14 protein-coding genes are annotated in these 14,890 nt (G+C 67.4%); 3 read left to right on the top strand and 11 right to left on the bottom strand.

Annotated elements, in window-relative coordinates:
• Positions 1 to 44: 44 nt before the first annotated feature.
• The 6 genes from NMQ03_RS01775 to NMQ03_RS01750 all read right to left on the bottom strand — a co-directional run bounded on the left by NMQ03_RS01775 (position 45) and on the right by NMQ03_RS01750 (position 8,632).
• Positions 45 to 509 carry a phage tail protein gene (locus NMQ03_RS01775; RefSeq protein WP_224024363.1) on the bottom strand — a complete coding sequence of 155 codons (465 nt, stop codon included), beginning with the start codon at positions 507 to 509 and terminating at the stop codon, positions 45 to 47.
• Positions 510 to 637: 128 nt separating this feature from the next.
• Positions 638 to 2,932, bottom strand: coding sequence for a family 78 glycoside hydrolase catalytic domain (locus tag NMQ03_RS01770; RefSeq protein WP_255174126.1), 2,295 nt, complete (start codon positions 2,930 to 2,932; stop codon positions 638 to 640).
• 37 nt (positions 2,933 to 2,969) lie between these two features.
• Positions 2,970 to 3,974, bottom strand: coding sequence for an ABC transporter ATP-binding protein (locus NMQ03_RS01765; protein ID WP_255174125.1), 1,005 nt, complete (start codon positions 3,972 to 3,974; stop codon positions 2,970 to 2,972).
• Positions 3,971 to 6,061 carry a dipeptide/oligopeptide/nickel ABC transporter permease/ATP-binding protein gene (locus tag NMQ03_RS01760; protein ID WP_255174124.1) on the bottom strand — a complete coding sequence of 697 codons (2,091 nt, stop codon included), beginning with the start codon at positions 6,059 to 6,061 and terminating at the stop codon, positions 3,971 to 3,973. The genes NMQ03_RS01765 and NMQ03_RS01760 overlap by 4 nt, the downstream gene beginning before the upstream one ends.
• Positions 6,058 to 7,011, bottom strand: a complete 954-nt coding sequence (locus NMQ03_RS01755; RefSeq protein WP_324643863.1) for an ABC transporter permease — start codon at positions 7,009 to 7,011, stop codon at positions 6,058 to 6,060. Before NMQ03_RS01755 ends, NMQ03_RS01760 begins: the two co-directional genes overlap by 4 nt.
• 64 nt (positions 7,012 to 7,075) lie before the next feature.
• The gene (locus tag NMQ03_RS01750) at positions 7,076 to 8,632 is read right to left on the bottom strand and encodes an ABC transporter substrate-binding protein (protein ID WP_255174122.1); all 1,557 of its coding nucleotides are present in this window, start codon (positions 8,630 to 8,632) and stop codon (positions 7,076 to 7,078) included.
• A 218-nt stretch (positions 8,633 to 8,850) separates the two neighbouring features.
• Between NMQ03_RS01750 and NMQ03_RS01745 the strand changes: the two genes are divergently transcribed.
• Positions 8,851 to 10,110 carry a glycoside hydrolase family 1 protein gene (locus NMQ03_RS01745; RefSeq protein WP_255174121.1) on the top strand — a complete coding sequence of 420 codons (1,260 nt, stop codon included), beginning with the start codon at positions 8,851 to 8,853 and terminating at the stop codon, positions 10,108 to 10,110.
• A gap of 52 nt (positions 10,111 to 10,162) precedes the next feature.
• Here the strand turns inward: NMQ03_RS01745 and NMQ03_RS01740 are convergent, their stop codons facing one another.
• On the bottom strand, positions 10,163 to 10,987 hold the full coding sequence (locus NMQ03_RS01740; RefSeq protein WP_255174120.1) for a nucleoside hydrolase: 825 nt from the start codon (positions 10,985 to 10,987) through the stop codon (positions 10,163 to 10,165).
• 214 nt (positions 10,988 to 11,201) lie between these two features.
• On the opposite strand from NMQ03_RS01740, the gene NMQ03_RS01735 reads away from it, so the two are divergent.
• Positions 11,202 to 12,083, top strand: a complete 882-nt coding sequence (locus tag NMQ03_RS01735) for an isoprenylcysteine carboxylmethyltransferase family protein (protein WP_255175715.1) — start codon at positions 11,202 to 11,204, stop codon at positions 12,081 to 12,083.
• On the opposite strand, the gene NMQ03_RS01730 is transcribed toward NMQ03_RS01735, so the two are convergent.
• The 3 genes from NMQ03_RS01730 to NMQ03_RS01720 all read right to left on the bottom strand — a co-directional run bounded on the left by NMQ03_RS01730 (position 12,080) and on the right by NMQ03_RS01720 (position 13,654).
• Entirely contained in the window at positions 12,080 to 12,481 is a 402-nt protein-coding gene (locus tag NMQ03_RS01730; protein WP_255174119.1) for a universal stress protein, read from the bottom strand. The genes NMQ03_RS01735 and NMQ03_RS01730 overlap by 4 nt on opposite strands.
• Positions 12,482 to 12,556: 75 nt before the next feature.
• On the bottom strand, positions 12,557 to 12,841 hold the full coding sequence (locus NMQ03_RS01725) for a hypothetical protein (RefSeq protein ID WP_159634125.1): 285 nt from the start codon (positions 12,839 to 12,841) through the stop codon (positions 12,557 to 12,559).
• 90 nt (positions 12,842 to 12,931) lie between these two features.
• Positions 12,932 to 13,654 (bottom strand): AAA family ATPase, encoded by a 723-nt coding sequence (locus NMQ03_RS01720; RefSeq protein ID WP_255174118.1) that lies wholly within the window; start codon positions 13,652 to 13,654, stop codon positions 12,932 to 12,934.
• A 105-nt stretch (positions 13,655 to 13,759) separates the two neighbouring features.
• On the opposite strand from NMQ03_RS01720, the gene NMQ03_RS01715 reads away from it, so the two are divergent.
• A complete protein-coding gene (locus NMQ03_RS01715; protein ID WP_255174117.1) occupies positions 13,760 to 14,065 on the top strand; it encodes a hypothetical protein in 306 nt (101 codons plus the stop codon).
• Here NMQ03_RS01715 and NMQ03_RS01710 read toward each other — a convergent pair.
• Complete coding sequence (locus NMQ03_RS01710; protein ID WP_255174116.1) at positions 14,050 to 14,802, bottom strand: GAF and ANTAR domain-containing protein; 753 nt, start codon at positions 14,800 to 14,802, stop codon at positions 14,050 to 14,052. The genes NMQ03_RS01715 and NMQ03_RS01710 overlap by 16 nt on opposite strands.
• Positions 14,803 to 14,890 lie beyond the last annotated feature (88 nt).

The following is a 14,890-nucleotide window of genomic DNA, read 5'->3' as shown; positions in this document are numbered from 1 at the left end:
GGACCCGGTTTCAATCGTTGGAACGCGTTCTTCGGCGCTCCCGCCTAGTACTGGCCCTTGATAACAAAGTAGGAGCCGCGGATGGTGCCGGCGAGCTTGGACTTCTGCCGGGCAAACTTGAAGCTGGACGCCAGTTCCTCCGGGACCTCCATGCCGTCGGACAGCTTGAAGCCGACGGCCCGCTTGCCGCCCTCTTCAAGGCTGTACATGACATTGATGGACAGCCCGGACTCGTAGAACACGTACGCCATCCGCAGCCCGTCCACCTCAAAGGAGGACACCTCAAGGGGCTTGGACGCGATCACCAGGTTCCGCTCCGTGGACAGGATGTTGGTGATGTACTGCAGCGTCTCCGGGTCGTCTTCGGCCGGAGTGACGGTGAAGTCGTGGTCGTATTTGTTCTTGTAATAGCGCGCCTCGTTCGCGCGCAGCCCCGCCAGCGCCTCCGCCACCGGTGACGATTCCAGGCCGGTGGTGGAGACGTTCTTGAAATCCACGGTGTACGGCATGTGTCCTCCTGGGTTTGGTCCTGTGGCACATCGTTGCAGATCAGCGCCCCTGTTGCATCCGGCACCGCAGGACCCGCCTCACAGGATCCGGACGCCGCCGTGGCTGTGGACCATCGCCTGTGGGCCTATCAGCGGCTCGCCTGGTAATCGAGCGCAGGTGCCGGCGCGCAGGCAAAATGGTGCTCCCCGCCCTCAACCGTGCGCCGCGCTCCGTCCGGAAGCACGACGTCGGCCGCCACCCCGTCAGGGACGGTCGCCTCGAGCCGGAACTCCCCGCCGTCGGACGTCCAACCCACGCGGACCTCGCCGTGCGGGGTCTTCAGGGACGTCCTGGCCCAGTTGATCCCCTCCCCCGGCTGCGGCTGGATCAGCACGCGCGCGTAGCCAGGTTCGGCCGGACGGATGCCCCCAATGGCCTTGTGCATCCAGTCCGCCACAGCGCCCAGGGCGTAATGGTTGAAGCTGGTCATCTGCCCGGGGTTGATGGTGCCGTCCGGGAGCATGGAATCCCAGCGTTCCCAGACGGTGGTGGCACCCATGGTGACCGGATACAGCCAGGACGGGCAGCCCTCCTCCAGCAGGAGGCGGTAGGCCTCATCCACGTGGCCGGTGTCGGTGAGCGCGTGGGTGATGAACGGGGTCCCGGCGAACCCGGTGGACACCCGGTAGCCGTTGTCCCGCACCAGCTCCGCGAGGCGGTTCCCGGCGAACTCCCGCAGTTCCGGCGTCAACAGGACGTCGAAGGAGATGGCCAGGGCGTAGACGGTGGTGCAGTCGCTGCGGATGGTGCCGCCGGGCGCCACGTAGTGTTCAGCGAAGGCAGCCCGCACTCGGTCCGCGAGCGCGTTGAAGTGGGCCTCGTCGTCGTGCTTTCCCAGCAGCCCGGCCGCCTGCGCGGTGAGGCGCGCGGTGCGGTACATGCAGGCGGTGGCCACGACGGCGGTATCCGCCTTGGCAGCCCATGGCTGGTCCGGTGCGGCGTCGGGGTCCAGCCAGTCACCGAACTGGAAGCCGGAGTCCCACAACCCAGCAGGGGACAGCAGGCCCTCCACGCGACGGGTGTGCGCGGCCATTGATTCGTACTGGTTCCGCAAAACGCCGAGGTCACCGTATGCCTCCCAGAGCGCCCACGGCACCAAGACCGAGGCCTCGCTCCACAGCGCCGAGGACTCGGGCGACGGAAATTCCGGCGGCTGCGGGCAGTACTTCAGGACGTCCGGCACGGTGATCGGCACCAGCCCATCCTGCGCCTTCTGCTCCGCGGCGAGGTCCAGCAGCCAGTCCTGCAGGAAGCCCTTGACGTCGTAGAGGTAGGCGGCGGTGGGGGCGAAAACGGCGATGTCACCGGTCCAGCCGAGCCGCTCGTCGCGCTGCGGGCAGTCCGTGGGCAGGTCCAGGAAATTGCCCCGCAGCCCCCAGACGATGTTGCGGTGCAGCTGGTTGACCAGCTCGTTTGAGCACTCGAAGGTACCGATGCGCTCCAGGTCGGAATGGACCACCACGGCTTCCAGGTCCTCCTCCGTGAGCTCCCCGGGCAAGCCGGTGATCTCGGCATAGCGGAAGCCGTGGAAGGTCTTGGTGGGTTCGAAAAGGTCCTTGCCGCCGGAGAGGACGAACGTATCCTCGGCCTTTGCAGAGCGCAGCGGCCGGACGCCCAGTTCCCCGTTTTCCAGCACCTCGGCATGCCGGACGGTGATGGCCTGTCCGGCCTCCCCCTGGACGGTGAACCGGAGCCAGCCCACCAGGTTCTGGCCGAAGTCCACCAGGGTCCTGCCGGAAGGCGAGGTAAAGACTTCGGCGGGACGGACGACGCCGGCACGCACCACCGGCGGGCCCACCGGCTCAGCCAGCCGGTCGGCGTCGAACGCCAGGGTACGCACGCCGGTCCAGTTGGCGTCGGGGGCGAAGCCCGGCTCCGCCCAGCCGTGGACAGCGTTCCGGGCGTCGATGGTCTGCCCGTCGTACAGGTCGTTGAAGGTGGTGGCCGACGGGCCGGCCTGCCAGCTGGCGTCGGTGCCGACGGACTGGACGTGGCCATCGTCGAACTCGATGTCCAGCTGGCCCAGGAAGCCCAGTTCGCTGCCGTACAGGTTGGACAGTCCGTGCCACGCCAGCCTGCCGCGGTACCAGCCGTTGCCGAGCTCCGCACCAATGACGGTGCGGGGTCCCACCAGGGCGGTGACGTCGTAGGTGCGGTACCGGAGCCGCCACTCGTAGGAGCTCCAGCCCGGGCTCAGGACATCCTCCCCCACTGGCGTGCCGTTGATGCAGGCCTCGTAGATGCCTAGGGCGGTGGCGCGCAGCGTCGCCTTCACCACGTCGCCGTGGCCCTCCTCAAGCCGGAATTCCTTGCGGAGGCGCGGGGCGCCGTCGAAGTCCAGCCCGGGGGTGATCATGGCGGCGTGCCAGGGTGTGGAAGTCATTGATGAGGTGATCCGTTCTGAAGTGGAGGCAAAGGTACTAGGCGTAATGGCAGGCGACGTCGGCAGCGCCCACCCGGCGCAGCGCCGGCCGTTCGGTGGCGCACAGTTCGGTGGCCAGGGGACAGCGGAGCCGGAAGGGGCAGCCGCCGGGCCCGGGGACCGCAGCCGCTCCTGAGCGGACGCCCAGCGATTCGCGGGCTTCGCGGCGTTCCGCCTGTTCCGCCGGCCGGGGCACCGGGGATGCTGCCACGAGGGCCTGGGTGAAGGGGTGCTGCGGGTTTTCCGTGACGGCGGCGGCAGGTCCGCTTTCCATGACCTGGCCGCGGTAGAGCACCACTACGCGCTGTGCCAGGAACTGGACCACGGCGATGTCGTGGGCAATGAAGAGGTAGCTGAGGCCGCGTTCGTCGCGGAGGTCGGCCAGGAGGTTGAGGACCTGGGCCTGGGTGGACAGGTCCAGGGCGCTGACGGCCTCGTCGCAGACCACCAGCCGGGGATCGCAGATCAGGGCGCGGGCCACGGAAATCCGCTGGCGCTGGCCCCCGGAGAACTGGCTGGGGTACCGGTCCACGGCCTCGCGGGGCAGGCCGACGCGTTGCAGCATGTCCTCGGCCTTTACCCGGGCCTCCGCAGCGGCGGTGCCGCGCAGGCGCAGGGGTTCGGCCAGGGAGGTGCCGATGGTGTTCCGGGGGTTCAGGGAGGAGTTGGGGTCCTGGAAGACGGCCCGCAGTTCCCCGCCCAGGTCCCGGCGCTGGGCCGCGGTAGCGGAGGTGACGTCCTTGCCCTGGTAGCTGATGGTGCCGCCGGAAACTTTCTGCAGGCCGAGGATCGCCTTCCCGATGGTGGACTTTCCGGAGCCGGATTCCCCCACCAGGCCCACCGTTTCACCGGGGGCGATACTGAAGCTGACGCGGTCGACGGCGGCAGGCGCGGCGGCTGCCTTCCGTCCCCGGCCGTAGCGGACCACCAGGTCCTTGACCTCGAGCATGGGGACGGCGGTGGCCGGCGTGGAACCGGCGCGCTCCGTGACTGCGGTGCTCATGCCATGTCCTTTTCGGTGAGTAGCGTCTGTTTGGGGGTGACCTCGAGCAGGCGGGAGGCCGGGATGTCCGTGGCCAGCCAGTCCATGCCTTCGACGGCGAGCTGGTCCGCCTTCACGCACCGCACCAGGCCTTCTCCTGCGCCGGAGGGCAGCAGCGGGACGGGTTCGAGGCAGGCGGAGCCGGCAAACTGGCAGCGGGCAGCGAACCGGCACCCGGAGGGCCAGTCCTTGGGCTGCGGCACCTGGCCGCTGATGGTGGCAAGCCGCTCGGGCATGCTGTCCGCGTGGTTGGCGTGCGGGTCCGCGGCCAGCAGGGCCAGTGTGTAGGGGTGGCGGGGGCTGTCCAGGATGGCTGCGGTCCTGCCGTTTTCCACCACCTGCCCGGCGTACATCACGGCCACCTGGTCGCAGATGTCCGCCACCACGCCGAGGTCGTGGGTGACCATGACCACGGACATGCCGGTGTCCTTCACCAGTGCACGGAGCAGGGACAGGATTTCGGCCTGGACCGTGACGTCCAGGGCAGTGGTGGGTTCGTCCGCCACCAGCAGTTTGGGTTTGCCGGACAGCGCGAGGGCGATGGCCACACGCTGCGCCATGCCGCCGCTGATCTGGTGCGGATAGGTCTTCAGGATCCGGGCAGCGTCAACGATGCCCACCTTCTCCAGCAGGCTGAGTGCTTCCTTGCGGGCCTCGGCCTTGCCCATTCCGCGGAGCCGGCGGATGGTGGCGGTGAGCTGGTAGCCAACGGTGAACATCGGGTCCAGGGCGCGCATGGGTTCCTGGCTGATCAGGGCGATCTCGCGGCCGCGGACGGATTCCATGTCCTTGTCCGTCGTGGCGGCAAGGTTCCTGCCGTTCCAGAGAATCTGTCCGCCGGTGACGGAAACGCCGGAGGGCAGCAGTCCGAGCAGGGACAGCGCAGTCATGGTCTTGCCGCAGCCGGACTCCCCCACCAGGCCCAGGACCGTGCCCTGTCTGACGTCGAAGGACACGTCGGTTACGAGCCGGACGCCATTGTCGACGCCGACCGAGAGGTTGCGGACGCTGAGCGTCCCCTTGGCCGTTTCCCCAGCGGGGGCGCCGTCCTTCGTGGCATGAACGGGGGCGGCGGCGATGGCGGCGACAGCCTTGGCCCGTTGCCGGCGTGCGGCGGCCGAGGGCAGGTGCGGCGCGGCGGCGTTGGGGGCCTTGCCCAGGGCATTGCCGATGGCATTGGCCGACAGGACCGTGAGCGCCAGGACGGCACCGGTGGGGACCATCATCCAAGGGGCGTCGTAGACATGCTGGGAGGCGCCCTGGATCATTCCGCCCCAGCTGGGCTGAGGGATGGGCGGCCCGAAGCCGATGAAGGCCAGGCCGGCCTGGATGAGCATGCCCACGGCGAAGATGAGTGCCGCCTGGACCACGATGGTGTTGGCAAGCCCGGGCAGGATGTGGCGGAGGCTGATGCGCAGCGGGCTGACGCCATCCACCTTTGCCGCGTCCACATAGAGCTGGGACTGCAGGGACTTGGCCTGGCCCAGGATCACCCGGTAGACACCGGCGGACATCAGGACGCCCAGGATGGCCATGACCACGGGGATGTTGGTTCCCACCGCGCCAATCACGGCCAGGATGATCACCGTTCCGGGCAGGGACATCATGACCTCGGTGACCCGGCTGATCACGGCTTCGGTTCGTTCCCCGGCACCGGCGGCAAGCATGGCCAGGACGGTGCCCAGTCCGACGCCGACAATCACCGTGAGCATTGAGGTCCCCAGGGTTCCGGCCGCAGCGGCGAAGATGCGGCTGAGGATGTCGCGGCCCAGTTCATCCGTTCCGAGCCAGTGCGCGGCGGTGGGGCCGGAGAGGACGGCGGTGAAGTCCTGGTCCTCAGTCTTGAACGGCAGCCACAGCGGTGCGGTCAGCGACGCGGTGACCAGCGCGGCGAGCCAGGCGAGGCCGGCCACGGCGCCGGGCGAGGTGAACAGCCGGTGCCGGGAAAATTTGGTGATGGCCGCCCTGCCGGCGTTGCGAGCGGGGTCCGCTGCCGCCGTCGTGGTTTCTGCCTGGTCTGCGGGGGCTGGAGCCATTGAAGGGATCATGAGGCACGCAACTTCGGGTCGAGGAACTTGGTGGCCAACTCCAGCACCAGGTTGACGGCAACCACCACCACGGTGGCGATGACCACCACACCCTGGACTGCGGGGGCATCATGGGTGCTGACCGAGGTCTGGACGGCCTGGCCCAGGCCGGGCATGGCGAACAGCTGCTCAGCAATGACGGAGCCGCCGAACAGGCCGATGAACTGCAGGGCAATGCCGGCCACGATGGGCAGGCTGGCATAGCGCAGGGCGTGGACGTAGAGGATCTTCCAGGTGGGGGTGGCCGTGGCTCGCAGCGTGCGGATGTGCTCCTGCTGCAGCGCCTCCAGCATGGAGGCCCTGGTCTGGCGGGCAATGAAGGCGGCACCGCCCACGGCAAGGGTGATCACCGGCAGCGCCAGGGACAGGGCCCAGTCCTGCGGCGAGACGTCGAACGGCACGTAGCCGGTGGCCGGGAAGATGGAGGACTGGACGGCGAAAAGGTAGACGAAGAGGACGCCCACCCAGAACGCCGGCAGGGCGACCAGGAGTCCAACGAAGCCGCCGATGGCCTGGTCCAGTAGTCCCCCGCGGACGGCCGCCGTGACGCCCAGGGCGATGCCGAGGACGGCGCTGAGGATGGTGGCGCCGGCGGCAAGCGAGGCGGTGACGGGAAGCCGGCTCGCCAAGTCGGCGCTGACCGAACGGCCGTCGATGAGCGAGATGCCCAGGTCGCCCTGGACCGCGGAACCGAGCCAGGTGAAGAACTGCGTGGGGAGCGGGTCGTTCCAGCCCAGCCTCTGGTTGACCTCGTCGATGGCCTCCTGGGAGGCGCCGGCGCCGAGGGACACGGCCCCCGGGCTGCCAGGCATTGCGTGCACCAGCAGGAATGCCAGCACCGCAACCACCAGCACGGTGGCCAGCGCCATCAGCAGGCGCTTAGTGATGAATAGTGCCATGGTGACCTCCATCGGTCAGGCCCGTCCCGCCGGGCGCTCCCCGTGGTGGGGAGGGGCCGGCGGGACGGTGCGGGTGCTAGCTGGCCGGGGTGTAGGACGAGAGGAGCGGGTAGGCGTTGGTGCCGGCAAACTTCACCGGGGCTACCTTCTTGGTGTTGTAGCCCTGGTTGGTGAGCGCCTCGTACAGCGGGATCATCCAGCCGGACTCCACCAGGCGGGTGTTCAGCTTGGTGGCGGCTGCCTTGACGGCGGCGTCGTCCTTGGCCGCGGCCAGTTCGCCGGTGGCGGCGCTGAGCTGCGCATCGGTGGCCTTCTGGACGTTGGTGAAGCCGTTGAGGACGACGCCGTACATGACGCCGACCGGGTTGTCCCAGTTCAGCGGCGCGTAGCCCAGGGGCGTGGTGGCAACGGCGGCGAAGGCTTCGTCGGTGGAAGCGGCCATCTTCACTTTCATGGTGATGCCGACGGCGGCGAGGTCCTTCTGGACGGCCTGCAGGTCCGTTTGGGTCTGCGCGCTGGCGATGATGGTGAACTCGAAGCCGTTGGGGTAGCCGGCTTCGGCCAGCAGGCTCTTGGCCTTGTCCGGGTTGTACGCGAATGTGGTTTCGAGGTCCTTGGTGAAGCCGGCCGAATCCTTGGGCAGGGCGTTCCATGCAGGGACGTCGCCCTTGTGCAGGGCATCCACCAGGGCCTGGCGGTTGATGGCGTACTGAATGGCCTGGCGGACCTTTTCCTGGGCGAACGCCGGTGCGGTCTTGCCAATCTTGTCGAAGGAGATCATGGTGTTGACGGTGCCGCCGATCTGGGTGACCCCGACGCCCTTCGACTTGGCGAAGTCCACCGTGTTCGAGGTCAGCATCGCCACGTCCGCCTGGCCGGACACGAGGGCGTTGGCCCGGGCCTGCGGATCCTGGACCACGCTGAAGACCACCTTCTTGTAGGCGTACTTGGCTGCGTCGGCGCTCTTGTCGTTCTTCACCATCACGTACTTGTTGCCCTTCACGGTGGAGGGGTCCAGGGTGTACGGGCCGGAACCGTCAGGCGTCGCCGACAGGCTGGCGGTGTCCGTGACACCGTTCTTGCCCACGATCATGCCGGTGGTGGAGGCCAGGTTCTTTTCAAATCCCGGCTGCGGCTTGGCGAACGTCAGGGACACCTGGGTGGGGCTCACCACGTCCACCGAGGTGATTTCCTGCGCGCCGCCCTTGGCGACGGCCGAGTACGCGCTCAGTGCGGGATCGGAGCGGCGGTCCAGGTTGGCCTTGACCAGTGCCGCATCAAGCTTCGAGCCGTCCGTGAAGGTGATGTCGTCCTTGAGGTTGAGCGTCAGGACGGTGTTGTCCGCGTTGTAGCTGAAGTCCTTGGCCAGGCCGGGGCCCGTGGAGCCGTCCGGCTGGAGGGTCATCAGGCTGTCGTAGAGGCCCTCGAAGAACTGGCGTTGCGCTGCGGAGACGCGCAGCGGGTCGTAGCCGAAGGAGGCCGAGTCGCTGTCGATAGCCAGCGTGATGCTGCTGGTGTCGGCTTTGGCGGAGGCCTGGCTGGATCCGCCGCCGCAGGCGGCCAGGGAGCCGATCAGCAAGGCACCGGTCAGGACGGCAGCGCTGCCGCGTGCGGTGGTGGTCAGGAGTTTCATGTGGTGCGCCTTCGCATTCTTCTATGACTGCAACGGAAAGAAATCAGCGGGGCCGGAGGTGCCCGGCTCCTTTCAAGAATCAGCCGGGGCTGCCTGCACCAAACATGACAATGTCATTGATTGAAAAGGTATTGTGGCGGCGGTCACGCGGCCGGACAGGATGGATGCAGGCAGCGAGGCCTGGGGCGCCGGTGTGCGTCCATGATGAGAGGAACCCTATGACCAACCCGTTTCCGCAGGACTTCCTATGGGGTGTGGCCACCGCAGGCCACCAGGTGGAAGGCAACAACGTCAACAGCGATATCTGGTTCCTGGAACATCTTCCGGGCACCATCTTTGCGGAGCCCTCGGGGGACACCGTGGACCACTACCACCGGTACCGGGAGGACATCGCGCTGATCGCCGGGCTTGGTTTCACGAGCTATCGCTTCTCCCTGGAGTGGGCCCGGATCGAGCCGGAAGAGGGCCACTTCTCGGTGGCCGAACTGGAGCACTACAAGCGGGTGCTGGAAACCTGCCTGGAGCACGGTCTCACCCCGGTGGTCACGTTCCACCACTTCGCGTCGCCACTCTGGCTGCTGCGGTCGGGCGGCTGGGAGGGCGAACGCACACCGGAGCTTTTCGCACGGTACTGCGGCCGCGTGATGGCGCACCTGGGTGACCTCGTCGGCGTCGCCTGCACCCTGAACGAGCCCAACCTTCCGTGGCTGCTGGAATCGTTTGGCATCGGCGGCGAAGCGCCGGAAAACCGCGGCACGGTCCCCATGTGGGCAGCCGCCGCGGAGCGCCTTGGCGTCGACGCCGGCACGGTGGCTCCGTTCCAGTTCTGCTCCACGGAGGCGGGCTTTAACGTCAAACTGGCCGCGCACCGGGCCGCCACTGCAGCGATCAAGGCGCACCGCCCGGAGCTGCAGGTGGGCTGGACCCTGGCCAACTCGGACATCCAGGCCATCCCGGGCGGTGAGGAGATCGCGGACCGGGTGCGCCGCGACGTCAACGAGCGCTTCCTGGAAGCGTCCCGCGGCGATGACTTCGTGGGCATCCAGACCTACGGGCGCACCGTGTACGGCCCGGACGGCCATGCGCCGGCGCCGGAGGGCGTGCCCACCAACCAGATGGGTGAGGAGATCTACCCCCAGGGCCTGGAAGCAACCATCCGGGAGGCCTGGCGCATTGCCGGCACCCCGGTGATCGTCACCGAAAACGGGCTGGCCACGGAAGATGACGCCCAGCGCCTGGCCTACCTCCAGGCAGCGGTCGACGGCGTTGCCTCCTGCCTTGCCGACGGCATCGACGTGCGGGGGTACATCGCCTGGACGGCGTTCGACAACTTCGAGTGGATCTTCGGTTACCGGCCCAAGTTCGGCCTGATCGCCGTCGACCGCTCCACCCAGGAACGCACGCCCAAGGACAGCGCACGCTGGCTGGGCAACTTCGCCAGGGAACACGCCCAGGCGGGGGCGCCGCAGCCCGCCTGACAACAGCGAACGGCCCGGACTTCCCTTGGAGGTCCGGGCTTGTCCTTGCCTGCTACTGATGCAGCCGCAGCTTCGCGAGGAAGTCCGCCATGATCAACCGTGCATCCACCGAGGTGTAGGTCCGGCGGGAGGGCTGGGTGCCCGTTTCCGTGAAGGTGGACGTAACGTCGTCGAGCCCGGTCACCACCAGGGGTGCACTGTCGCCCAGGCACCACAACGGCCCGAATTTCACGAAATTTGGTACCTCCAGGTTGTTGAAGAGCTCCCACAGCCACGCGCACCCTGAGTTCCTGAAGGCATGATCGAGTTCAGCCACAGGGGCAACCACCTGCCGGTACGTCTCCGCCGGGAACTGCCAGACGGCCAACTCTTGGTTTCCCAGCACAAAGTCCGCGGCGGCGGGATCCGTGAAGTAGTTGTACTCCTCCCCGTTCGCCGCGGCCCCGCCCACCCACGCGAGGGTGAGGGAAAGGGCGACGGCGGGATCCAGCAGGAGCGCATCGGCCACGTTGGTGAGCGGGCCGGCACAGACAAGGATCAGGGGCAGCTCTCCTCCGGCCGCCACGGCGTCCACAATGGCACGGGCAGCCGCATTGTCCCGGGCTTGCCCGGTGAAGGGGGCATCGGACCCGGCCTGCACGTCTGACACTTCCGGCCGCTTCAGTACCCGCAGCAAACCGGCCGCGAGGTCCGCGCCCCTTTGCGCCATGCCCCCGGGCGGTCCAAACATCGGGTTGGTCAATGAACTGGTGACCGCCACGATGTTGTTGGCGGGCGACAACGCATGGTGGGCCAGGGCCGCCAGCCCGTCCGGGTCCCCTGCCCAGTCGTTGTCGATTATCACGCGGCACCGGGGCTCGACCCGAATCATGTCCATGCTGGTCCTTTCACAGGTCCGGGGATTCAGCCGGTGAGTCATCCTTCCCCCAGGCCGGCAGACAGTCCCGGCTCAACAGGTAGTCTCAGGAACAAGTCTTGCTGCCAGACACGCCGGAGGGTTGGCAGCTTTCATTCACTGGAACGATTCGGGGGGATCCGTGCCACGCTTGGCCCAAGGGGATTTGGCCTGGTGGGGCCGGGCGTATTTTGCCCTGCAGGCAGTGGCTGGCGGCCTCTGGTGGGTCGCTGTTTTCCTATCGCCCGGGATTCGCCGGGCCACCCTCGGCGGACTCGACCCCGTCCTCACCGCCACCTTCGACGTTCCCCTTTTTGTTGTTGCCTCCGCTGCCGCGGCCGCCGGAGTACGGACAGCCGCCGTCGTCAGCACCTCGTGGACCGTCCTCGTCACCGCCGCCCTGGCCGTCTATGCCACCGCCACGGCCCAGGCAGGCCTGGGTGTGCTGGCCATGGGGGCTGCAACCTCAGGTACAGCCGCTGCGCTCTGCCTTGTCCTGCTGGGGCGCATCCCCACCGAGTGGATTGTGCGCGGCCCCTTCGCTTTCCGGCAGGCCCGCAGCCGCCCACGACCGGGACGCCACATGGCCGGAACGCTCGCGCAGATCATGGTGTTCTGGGGTTTCTTCCTGGGCCTTGTTCCGCCCATCCTGGGTTTCCTTGAACAGCGCTGGGGCTTGTCCCTGGCCTTTCCCCCGTTGGCAGTTCCGGCCGGTACCGCCATCCTGGTCCTGGCGAGCGGCCTGGGGATTTGGTCGGCGGTGGTGATGTCCACCCTGGGAGATGGAACGCCATTGCCGTCGGCCATGCCCAACCGCCTGGTGATCGCCGGGCCCTACCGGTGGATCCGGAACCCGATGGCGGTGGCAGGCATAGTGCAGGGAGCCGCGGTGGGCCTGCTGCTGCAGTCGTGGCTCGTGGTGGCCTATGCAGTCCTGGGCTCCCTGGTATGGAACTATGCGGTCCGGCCCTTGGAAGAAGCAGACCTCGCGGAGCGGTTCGGTGCCGAGTTCCAGCACTACCGCGAAGCGGTGCGCTGCTGGGTCCCCACGTTCCGTGGAGCCCGCCGCACGCCTTAGTCGGAGCTGGGTTCGCGGATCACCAGCACCGGACAGTGCGCGTGGTGGATGGTCTGGTGGGACACGGAGCCGAGCAGCATCCCGGTGAATCCGCCGTGGCCGCGCGAACCGACCGCCACCAGGTCCGCATCCCGGGAAGCGTCAATAAGCGCCGACGCCGGATTCCCCTCCACGATGCGCCCGGTAATGGTTACACCCCGGTCCTTGACCCGCTCGAGCTCCGCTTCCAGGATGGCCTGGGCGTCCTTCTCGAAGATCTCGTAGTCCCAGGAAGTGCCCATGGCATCACTGACGTAGGGGAAGCTCCAGGCCGTCAATGCCCGGACCTCACCCTTGTGCAGCCTGGACTCCTCGACCGCCCAATCCATGGCTGCCTTGGACTGGTCTGACCCGTCCACGCCCACCACTATCCTGAAACTTCCGTTGCTTACCACCGTTTCCCTTTCTCCTGTTGTGAAGTTCTTCCGGCGGGACTAGGCCTGGCCCGCTGCGGTCCCCTGCGCAGGCACGGCCACCGTCGAATGCTCCGCCTTGGCGGCCTGGTGCGGATTCCCTGCTTCCTTCGCGCAGTGCAGGCAGCAGTAGATGCCGGCCTCGCTTTCAACGGCGTGGCCCAGGATCCGGCAGCCGCAGTGCTCGCACGCCGGAGCCATCATGTGGATGGCGCATTCGAAGCTGTCGAATGTTCCGGTCTGGTTCCCCATACTGACGGTGAACATGCGGCCCTCACTGCTGCCGCAGACGTCACATGCGCCCATGGTCCTTGCCTCCTGTTGTGTTTCCTGCCCCAGACACTCAAGTTGACTGCCTGGGCGGGTTTGCTGCCTAGGGGCGAAGGTCCCACGGGGCTAGATGTGGCGGAGGTAGCGTTCGGGCGAGTCCATGAACCGCCGCCAGTTCGCGACGAGCTCCAATTCCGCCCAGGCCCGGGGCCGTAATCCCCAGGGCCCCACTTCGAGGATCGAGGCCCCGGGAAGGGCCGCCAGCAGCGGGGAATGCGTGGACATCACCACCTGGGATCCTCCGTCGGCAAGCAGTTCCTTCAGGACGGACAGCAGGCTCAGGCAGCCCGAGAAGGAGAGGGCGGATTCCGGTTCGTCGAGGACCCACAGCCCATGACCGTTGAAGCGGTCGGCTGCCAGCTGCAGGAAGGACTCTCCGTGGGACATGTCATGGAACGGAATGTCCGGGAGGGCTGTGCTGGGGTTCTGCTCCAGGTACGTGTAGAACCCGTGCATCGTCTCAGCCCTCAGGAAGTATCCCCGCCGGGTGGCACCGGCGTTCCGGATCAGCTGCAGGTGGTCGCCCAGGACTGATTCGGTGCGGCGCGTGGCATGCCGTGCGCCTGTGGAGCCACCCTCTGGAGACAGCCCGCAGGCGAGCGCAAGGGCTTCCACCAGCGTGGATTTCCCCGACCCGTTCTCGCCGACCAGGATGGTGACCGGCCCCAGGTCGAGTCCCTGGTCAAGGACCTGGGACACCGGTGGCAGCACGACCGGCCAGAGAGCCCGGTCCAGAACGTTCCCGGGATCCTCTGCCAGCCGCCGGACGGGGTAAGTGCGCAGAGGCATGGACCCATTCTTGCAGGCAAAAAAGTTTCGAACCTTTTCCCATCCACCGGCTCCGCCGCTCCGAAAGCAAAGTGTAGGGGTATAGCCAATCGCGAGGACGGGACGATGGATGCCGTGGACCAGCAGGCCCTGACCGGTGCTGTCATCAAGGAATACCGGCTTGACCTGGCCCAGTTGTGGCTGGAGTTCGTAGCGCTGGGTGGCGATGCCTCCGAGCAGCTCATCCGCGACTATTGCGACGGCCAGGGGACCCTTTCGCCGAAGGAGCGGGACGCGCTGGCCCAGGCCGTCAATGAACACTGCGCCGCCGAAGGCCTGCCGCTGCGGGCCCCCCTCAGCAACTCCCATTTGTTCCTTCTCCGGCCGGAGCGGCATGACCCGGAGCGGAAGGACCCCTACTCGTCGAAGTAGGTGAAGGTCTCCGCGGCGCCGGCCACGGATGCGACCACGGCCGCGGCAACCTCGCGGAGCTTCATGTTCCTGCTGTTGGACGCGTCCCGCAGCAGCTTGAAGGCGGCCGCTTGGGTGCAGCGGTTCTGCGCCATGATGGCCCCCGTTGCCAGGTCGATTACCGTGCGCGTCTGCATGGCCGCACTCATGCCGTCCCTTGTCTCCTCCAGCTTCAGCATCCGCAGGGCAAGCTTCAGGCCCTTGGACGCCTGGCGCACAAAGGCCTCCGCGGCGTGGACGCCGTCGCCGCCGGAGGCAACGGGCTCTGAGCAGTAGAACGTCAGGACGCCCCGGGCGTCCCCCTCCAGCACGGCCGGGACACTCAGCACCGAAAGGATTCCCTGCCGCCGGAGCGCCTTGACGTACTCCGGCCACCGCTGCTCCCGCCGCAGGTCACACACCAGGACCGTGCCTCCGCTGCCCATGGCAGTCAGTCCCGGACCGTCACCGTATTTGGACTCCAGCGGGGTTATGAGCGCCCCACCCGACCGGCTGCTGGCGGTCGCTGCGGGTTTCTTGGGACGCAGCACCGTAATTTCACACGAACACTCATGGTCCCGAGAGCCGAGCCGCGAGGCAGCATACTCCGCCAGGTCATGGAGGAACGCCTCCACCTCCTGGTTCTGCAGGAACGAATCCTGGAGATGCAGGGCAACGTCTGCGAAGTCCCTGTATTCAGGGACGCCGGCGTTCAGCACGGGTCTTACCTCCGGACAATGGTTAAACGCCACAGCATTCGTGGCCGCCCACTGCCGAACGGTGATGACAGCCTACCTGTGCGGACAC

The sequence above is a fragment of the Arthrobacter sp. DNA4 genome, assembly GCF_024362385.1.
In the GTDB taxonomy this organism is placed as follows: domain Bacteria; phylum Actinomycetota; class Actinomycetes; order Actinomycetales; family Micrococcaceae; genus Arthrobacter.
This window is presented reverse-complemented; position numbering and strand designations above follow the sequence as displayed.

Excerpts from the sequence above, each read along its gene's own strand:
- NMQ03_RS01755 (WP_324643863.1), bottom strand. The coding sequence starts at position 7,011 with ATGGAGGTCACCATGGCACTATTCATCACTAAGCGCCTGCTGATGGCG.
- NMQ03_RS01765 (WP_255174125.1), bottom strand. The coding sequence starts at position 3,974 with ATGAGCACCGCAGTCACGGAGCGCGCCGGTTCCACGCCGGCCACCGCC.
- NMQ03_RS01740 (WP_255174120.1), bottom strand. The coding sequence starts at position 10,987 with ATGGACATGATTCGGGTCGAGCCCCGGTGCCGCGTGATAATCGACAAC.
- NMQ03_RS01760 (WP_255174124.1), bottom strand. The coding sequence starts at position 6,061 with ATGATCCCTTCAATGGCTCCAGCCCCCGCAGACCAGGCAGAAACCACG.
- NMQ03_RS01745 (WP_255174121.1), top strand. The coding sequence starts at position 8,851 with ATGACCAACCCGTTTCCGCAGGACTTCCTATGGGGTGTGGCCACCGCA.
- NMQ03_RS01775 (WP_224024363.1), bottom strand. The coding sequence starts at position 509 with ATGCCGTACACCGTGGATTTCAAGAACGTCTCCACCACCGGCCTGGAA.
- NMQ03_RS01720 (WP_255174118.1), bottom strand. The coding sequence starts at position 13,654 with ATGCCTCTGCGCACTTACCCCGTCCGGCGGCTGGCAGAGGATCCCGGG.
- NMQ03_RS01725 (WP_159634125.1), bottom strand. The coding sequence starts at position 12,841 with ATGGGCGCATGTGACGTCTGCGGCAGCAGTGAGGGCCGCATGTTCACC.
- NMQ03_RS01715 (WP_255174117.1), top strand. The coding sequence starts at position 13,760 with ATGGATGCCGTGGACCAGCAGGCCCTGACCGGTGCTGTCATCAAGGAA.
- NMQ03_RS01750 (WP_255174122.1), bottom strand. The coding sequence starts at position 8,632 with ATGAAACTCCTGACCACCACCGCACGCGGCAGCGCTGCCGTCCTGACC.
- NMQ03_RS01770 (WP_255174126.1), bottom strand. The coding sequence starts at position 2,932 with ATGACTTCCACACCCTGGCACGCCGCCATGATCACCCCCGGGCTGGAC.